Raw genomic sequence first — 6,519 nt, 5'->3', positions numbered from 1 at the left:
TAGGGCCTGCAGGCGCATACCGACCTGCGAAAACGGGCCGGACATAAGCGTGCTGCCTTTACCTGAAAGCCAAAAATCGCAACACTGTTTGCAATCCGGGAGGCGTCCACATAAGACCTTCCCTAGTCCGTATCGTATTGGGACATTACTAACCTCTCATTCTTACCGCGACAGAACCCTTGAGCGACGACCGATCAAACTCGCTTGTCAAAACGGTAGTTTTTTACCGATCAGGGAACCTACCGATATGTCGCGAACTGGACAACCTTCGCCGCAGATGTGGGCTTTGTCGGACCCACAACAAATGGCTGTTTAGCCGGAGGCCCACCGTGTACTATTCAAGCATTGTTATACAAGCGGAAAGCTTTTTGGGCCCTTATCTGTAATTGGCGCGATTGTTGCTCTTCTGTGCTGGCAGGCCGTGTCGGATCTGCATGTCGAAGGTTCATTCTTATTTTTAGTCGGGGTCTCTTCGTGACCTGCCGTTCGGATTGCAATTTTGTTAACAAGGATAGACGATCTCTGGTGTCGGCAGAGAAAACAGCACAATTCGTACAAGGACGATCTGTCGCTCAAAAAAGCAGTCGGCTGCCAGAAACCGATCGCCATCACAAAGCGATCTGTTCTTCTTAATCTGGCCATCTTGACGATGGTGGCGCGCTGGGGGAAACGACGAAGAACAGCGCCTTCCATATGCGGTCATCGTACAGGGTTGACAGCGGAGATTTCAAGTGTCTGAGCATGGATCATCTTTCGCAAACTTGAAGGGCGATCTTTCCTTCTTCTTTTCAATCTGGGTTGGGCAACTGCTCGTAGTTGCCTACTCTGTCTCCGACGCTCTTATCGTCGGCAACAGAAAGCCAGATCTACTCAGCGGCTTGGCATTGGGAAACGCGATTTACGGTCCGCTTATTGTTACCATGACCGCGTTTTTTTCTGCGATCACCATCAAAGCCACGAGGGCCATAGCGGAGGAGTCCATTGGAACACTAAAGAACATCGCTTACTATGGTTTTACGTCGGGATTTTTTGTTGCTGCATTCCTCTTTCTTGTTCTGAAGTATTTTTCGACAATCCATCATTGGTCAAATCAACCGTCTTATTCAGTAGTCGCAGCCCGAGATTATCTTGACGCTCTCACGTTCAGTGCATTGCCGGCCACTCTCTTTCGCCTGATCGCCTGCATCGCGAACTCGGTTCGAGCCACAATATATATTTCCCTACTGCAGGCTATCGGCTTGATAGCAAAAGTTACTCTGTCTCTGGCGCTGGTCGACGGTCCACACTTCCACCTTGGCCTAATTGGTTGTGGACTATCGACCACCATCGCCTTCTATATTATGTGCATATCCGCTACACTACTATTCTTCTTCGATAGACGGTTTACCATGTTCCGATTTAATTTTATTTTATCTCGGGAACCAACTGAGTTGGTGTCTCTCTTGAAGACTGGTGTGCCCATTGCATTTTCGGCGCTTTCCGAAGTTGCAGCGTTCGGATACATGGCCATATTGATAAGTAAGTTCGGCGCCAACCAACTAAATGCGCATCAAATCGTCTATAATTTATATAATGTCGGATACACGTTGATCTTTTCCATGGCAATTTTAATTTCCGTTAAAATAAGCTACGCGTTCGGGCTTGATGGATCAAGTGGGGCGGACCGCAAAGCAAGAACGGCGATTTTCATCGCGATGGTAGTCGGCCTTTCACTTGCCGTTTTATATATGCTTCTTGGCTCCGCGGCCTTCCGACTTCACACGGCAGATGAGAAAATTTTGGCGGCCTCAAATAAAGTTCTTATCTACCTTTCATTAGTGATTTTCGTCGACTGCGTTCAAACCGGTGCCGCGGCGGCTTTGCGTGCGCTTGGTATTAATGTGTTTCCTGCGCTTATGCAGATAATTAGCCTCTGGATAGGTGTTGCGATTTTGGGAGATGCGTTCGCGACGCATCGGCTTCGGCTCGGTGGAGTGGACCTAGTCTCAGGAACTGGGGTCTGGTGTGGCGTCTTTCTCGGTCTGCTACCGAGCGCACTAATAATGTCACTCGTTGCGGTAGGTGGCGGAAAGGCACTTCTAAGGCATCTTCAACGAATCAGTGAGCGGTGTACCAAATAATGCGCAGTGCGTTAAACGGGTACGAAGACGAAAGTACACTTGAGGTCACCAAAGTAATTGTTTTACCCTGCGAATTATAGGAGAGAGAAAACTGCGCAGCCGGTTGTATGTCGCGGTTCGTTCCTAGACGAATCCTTGTCGCGTGCGACGCAAGCAAAGCGTTGCCTGCTGGTGTTCGTCGTCCTTGCCTGGCAAGAAACGCATGCTGGGCCGGGTCACCGCCTCACAGATGGGCAGCATCCGCTGCGTCGTTCTTGCCGCGTTTGCCAGACATCCGATACGGCGCGACCAACTTTGGTGCCATCAACTTCACCGTATAGCCATGCGGGAATACACGTGCCCAATGATGCGCGCCCGAGCAGGCCTCAATGCCGATCTCAGACAAGGCAGCAACTGCGCGATCACCACTATCAGTTGGTCACGCATTACGCGAGATTTGCTTAACATCGCCTTGCCGGCCTCATCCACCTCCATGGATGGCAAAGACGTTTTTCGTGTTTCCGACGGTAACGGGAGAGGCATGGACTTCCTTTTTCCGCAGCCTCGGGACGGGGAAGTCCACAACCGAACGCTGGAGAGGACGACCCTTATACTTACTGAGGTTGCGGATCACGTGAGGCTTCTTTTGCCGACGACGCAGATGACAGCGAACGCCGTCGATCATCTCCGCCTTGCTGGCGCTTCGATTCTTGCCGAGCGCATTGGTCTTCACGTCCTGATTGAGCAGCTCGTCCGGATTGAGCTCAGGGTAATATCCCGGCAGTTGAATCAGACGCAGACGTTGACCATGAACGGCGACGAATCGCCTGACTGCCTTAGACCGATGCACGGGATGGCCGTCAACTATCAGATCTTGTGCGCGGCCTGTTTGAGCATGCGCTTGCGCTTCAGAGATTCGATGAGCGTGACGTTCCTGAACTTGCCCTCGAAGACCATGAAGTTCAATGCTCCTCGGTTGGTGATAGCCGAGATCATATTGCAGCCGAAGCTTTGTCCCGTCGCGCGCACAACTGGCGTTTGCCCCTTGAGTGCGAAGCTCGTGCCGCCGATGTGATCACTACGCAACCCCAATTTCGTCACCCCAGTAGATCGTCGCCTTCTTCTGCTTCGCCTCTTTCGCGATCTGCGGATAGTCTTCGTTCAGCCAGCGCGCGATGCTCGCACCGTTTCTCTCATAGGCTCGCCGTACCGGCTTATAGGCACTCATGCCCCACGCCTTCAGGTATCGACCGACCGTCCACGCAGACACCTTGATGCCATACTCCCGCTCGATGAGCTGCGCCACCGATTCGCGAGTTCGCAGGTAGAACGGCAACGCCAGCTGATCCGGCATCCGTTCGAGGATCAGCTTGCGGATTCTCACGGCCTGCCGATGATCCAGCCGGCCACTTCCCGGCCAACGCCCACGCTTGCCTGGCCTGAGCGATCTCAAGCCGCCTTCTCGCGAGCGCTTCATCCAGTTGCCTATCGCTCGCAGGCTCACCCCGAATGTGTGAGCCGCCGCAGTTTGCGTCATTTCACCAACCACCGCTTGCACCACCATTTTTCTCAGGTGCGCCTGCGTGGCTCCGTCGACGTTTCGAGCATCAGTTTTCGTCTTCACACCCGTTTTACGCACTATTGGTGCACCGGTCAGTAAGTCAACAATTGAAGCCCTGCGGGCCGTCTGCAGGATCTTGCGGGACTTGATTGAGCGATTGAGCAGCAAACTCGGATGGATGGACAGTGCAGACCAGCGGGCATGTTGTTGTCTGCTACGTACGAAGCCGGCCCCCGATGCATTCTGGATCATCGTGCACTGCGGGCCCGCGGGATTGAGTGTCATGTCATCGATCCCGCGAGCATCCCTGTCGAACGCCACTGGCGACGCGCTAAGGCAGATCTGCTCGATGGGATTGGTCTGACCAACGGTGTGCAAGGCTGGACGCTCGCGCCGCCCTTCATGCAACGTAACCCTTCCATCTGGCTGCCGCAAGCTAAGTTGGGCAGTAACACGCGTTGCACTTGCTAACGCTTGTTCGCGATGGCTACGAACTCCTCGCGATGAAGAGAAGTGGTGATCATAAGGCTCACGCAACGCTTGCCTTCGCAGAGAGGTCCATTCGAAGATCCAGCCACCTAGCCGCACGCCCCGTCGGTTTGTGGGGGGCGACAATTATGTTGGCCGGTCGTTGACGTTTGTTTTGGCCGGTGGTGAGGAGTCGGAGGCGGCGTAGCCGCCGGAGACGACGAACCACCGGCGGCGCCGCGTCGGCGGGGCAATAGGATGGCTGATCGATTCTTAAAGAAGAAGCGGTCAGCACATGTCTGGAACCCGCATCACCGACCAACAGGTTCGCCTCTACATGAACAAGCGCAAACACCATCCGCAGGAACTCGCGGCCGCGAAGGCAGGAATAAGCGTACGCAGCGCACGCCGCATCGAGCGTGACGCGACGTTGCCGTCCCAGAAGCCGCGGCGCTCCTGGCGCACCCGTCCCGATCCGTTTGCCGATGTCTGGGACAGCGAGGTCGTGCCGTTGCTGCGCAATGCCCCTCATCTGATGGGCATCACGATCCTGCGCAAGCTGCAGGATGATCACCCGGGTCGCTATCCCGACAGCATGCGTCGCACGCTGGAACGACGCATTTCTCAATGGCGGGCGCTCGAAGGTCCCAGCCAGGAGATCTTCTTCCCCCAGGAGCATCAGCCCGGCGTGCGCGGGCTGTCCGACTTCACCGATATGAGCAAGCTGTGCGTGACGATCGGCGGCGCACCGTTCGAGCACCGGCTGTATCACTTCGTACTGGCATTCTCGCGCTGGGAGTACGCCTGCGTGGTCGAGGGCGGCGAGAGCTTCGAAGCCCTCGCCAACGGCTTGCAGAATGCTCTGTGGCAGGCGGGAGGTTGCCCGCGCGAGCATCGCACCGACAGTCTCTCTGCCGCCTTCAAGAACCTGAGTGAGAAGGAGGACTTCACGACCCGTTACAAGGCGCTGCTCGATCACTACGAGATGCAGGGCACGCGCAACAATCGCGGCCTGGGTCACGAGAACGGAAGCGTCGAATCCTCGCACCGGTATCTCAAGGACGCAGTCGATCAAGCCCTGATGCTGCGTGGCCATCGCGACTTCGTTGACCGTGCCGCCTACGACGAATTCATCCGCGAACAGGTGATGCGCCGAAACCGGCGCTGCGCCGCCGCGTTCCGTATCGAGCGCCAGCAGCTTCAGGATCTGCCGGAGTACCGTACCACTGACTTCGCCGAGGAGGAGGCTCCTTGACCCGCTGCAGCACGTTCACGGTGCGGGGCATCCTCTACAGTGCGCCGTCGCGCCTGATTGGTCACCGGCTGAAGGTGCGCGTCTACGGCGACCGGCTCGACTGTTACCTGTCCGGCGTACTGGTGCACAGCACCGCTCGGGGCTCACGTGCGCGCGACAACCGCCACGCGCTTGATTACCGCCACTTCATTGACTCCCTGAAGCGCAAACCCCAGGCATTCAAGGGGCTCGCGTTTCGTGACGCCCTGTTCCCGCGCGAGGCGTACCGCAGAACCTGGGAACAACTCGATGCGCGCCTGTCTCAGCGCGACGCATGCAAGACGATGGTCGGCCTGCTAGAGCTTGCAGGCCTGCACGGCGTGGAGGCCGTACTGGCCGCGCAGCTTGATGTGTTGCTGGAAACCGGCGAGCTTCCCGATCTCAAGGCGCTGCGTGAACAGTACGCACCCCGTGAGGCCCAGTGCCCCGATGTCGAAGTTCAGATGCCGCCCGTTGCCGTCTATGACGAACTGCTCGAGAAGGTGGCAGCATGAACGCGCCCGCGCATGATGGTGGCCGCCTGGCCCTGATGCTCAACGATCTGCGTTTGCCAACGATCGGCAGGTTGTGGCCCGAGTTCGCCGAGCGTTCGGACAAGGAAGCCTGGCCGGCCGCACGCCTGCTCGGCGCACTGCTAGAGCACGAGCTGGCCGAACGCGCCAAACGACGCATCGAGCGGCACCGTACCGAGTCGCATCTGGACCCGACCAAGACGCTCGCCACCTTCGACTTCGGCGCCGTGCCGATGGTCTCAAAAGCGCATGTCACGGCGCTGGCCACCGGAGAGTCATGGCTGGAGAAAGGCGCCACGGTTCTCCTGTTCGGCCCGCCTGGGGTTGGAAAAAGCCACCTGGGTTCGGCTATTGGTCATGCATTGATCGACGTCGGCTACCGCGTGCTGTTCACGCGTACCAGCGAGCTCGTCCAGAAGCTGCAGGCCGCGCGCCAGAGCCTGCAGTTGCCTTCCGCACTGGCCAAGCTCGATCGCTTCGATTTGATCATCCTCGACGACCTGTCGTATGCCCGCAAGGACCAGGCCGAAACCAGCGTTCTGTTCGAGCTGATTGCCGAGAGGTATGAGCGAAAAAGTCTTCTGA

General features: G+C 56.8%; 4 protein-coding genes and 4 pseudogenes. 4 read left to right on the top strand and 4 right to left on the bottom strand.

The window, feature by feature from the left end:
- Window positions 1-731 precede the first annotated feature (731 nt).
- Window positions 732-2,120 carry an MATE family efflux transporter gene (locus AB4Y40_RS42500; protein WP_368692953.1) on the top strand — a complete coding sequence of 463 codons (1,389 nt, stop codon included), beginning with the start codon at window positions 732-734 and terminating at the stop codon, window positions 2,118-2,120.
- A gap of 126 nt (window positions 2,121-2,246) precedes the next feature.
- On the opposite strand, the pseudogene AB4Y40_RS42495 reads toward AB4Y40_RS42500, so the two are convergent.
- The 4 genes and pseudogenes from AB4Y40_RS42495 to AB4Y40_RS42480 form a co-directional block, all read right to left on the bottom strand.
- Window positions 2,247-2,661 (bottom strand): annotated as a pseudogene (locus AB4Y40_RS42495) (IS110 family transposase); the annotation flags it as partial.
- A 183-nt stretch (window positions 2,662-2,844) separates the two neighbouring features.
- Window positions 2,845-2,949 (bottom strand): annotated as a pseudogene (locus AB4Y40_RS42490) (transposase); the annotation flags it as partial.
- Window positions 2,950-2,966: 17 nt separating this feature from the next.
- Window positions 2,967-3,128 carry a hypothetical protein gene (locus AB4Y40_RS42485; RefSeq protein ID WP_368692955.1) on the bottom strand — a complete coding sequence of 54 codons (162 nt, stop codon included), beginning with the start codon at window positions 3,126-3,128 and terminating at the stop codon, window positions 2,967-2,969.
- A gap of 49 nt (window positions 3,129-3,177) precedes the next feature.
- Window positions 3,178-3,663, bottom strand: coding sequence for a winged helix-turn-helix domain-containing protein (locus AB4Y40_RS42480; protein WP_368692954.1), 486 nt, complete (start codon window positions 3,661-3,663; stop codon window positions 3,178-3,180).
- A gap of 249 nt (window positions 3,664-3,912) precedes the next feature.
- On the opposite strand from AB4Y40_RS42480, the pseudogene AB4Y40_RS42475 reads away from it, so the two are divergent.
- The 3 genes and pseudogenes from AB4Y40_RS42475 to AB4Y40_RS42465 all read left to right on the top strand — a co-directional run.
- A pseudogene (locus tag AB4Y40_RS42475) lies at window positions 3,913-4,023 on the top strand (IS110 family transposase); the annotation flags it as partial.
- Between the two features lie 400 nt (window positions 4,024-4,423).
- A pseudogene (istA, locus tag AB4Y40_RS42470) lies at window positions 4,424-5,916 on the top strand (IS21 family transposase).
- Window positions 5,913-6,519: ATP-binding protein (locus AB4Y40_RS42465; RefSeq protein WP_368692952.1), on the top strand; the 607-nt coding region annotated here is incomplete at its 3' end. The pseudogene istA and the gene AB4Y40_RS42465, both read left to right, overlap by 4 nt.

This window comes from Paraburkholderia sp. EG287B (genome assembly GCF_040965595.1).
Classification (GTDB): Bacteria; Pseudomonadota; Gammaproteobacteria; order Burkholderiales; family Burkholderiaceae; genus Paraburkholderia.
The sequence above is the reverse complement of the archived record's forward strand: the minus strand, read 5'-3'. Positions and strand labels throughout refer to the sequence as shown.

Excerpts from the sequence above, each read along its gene's own strand:
- AB4Y40_RS42480 (WP_368692954.1), bottom strand. The coding sequence starts at position 3,663 with ATGGTGGTGCAAGCGGTGGTTGGTGAAATGACGCAAACTGCGGCGGCT.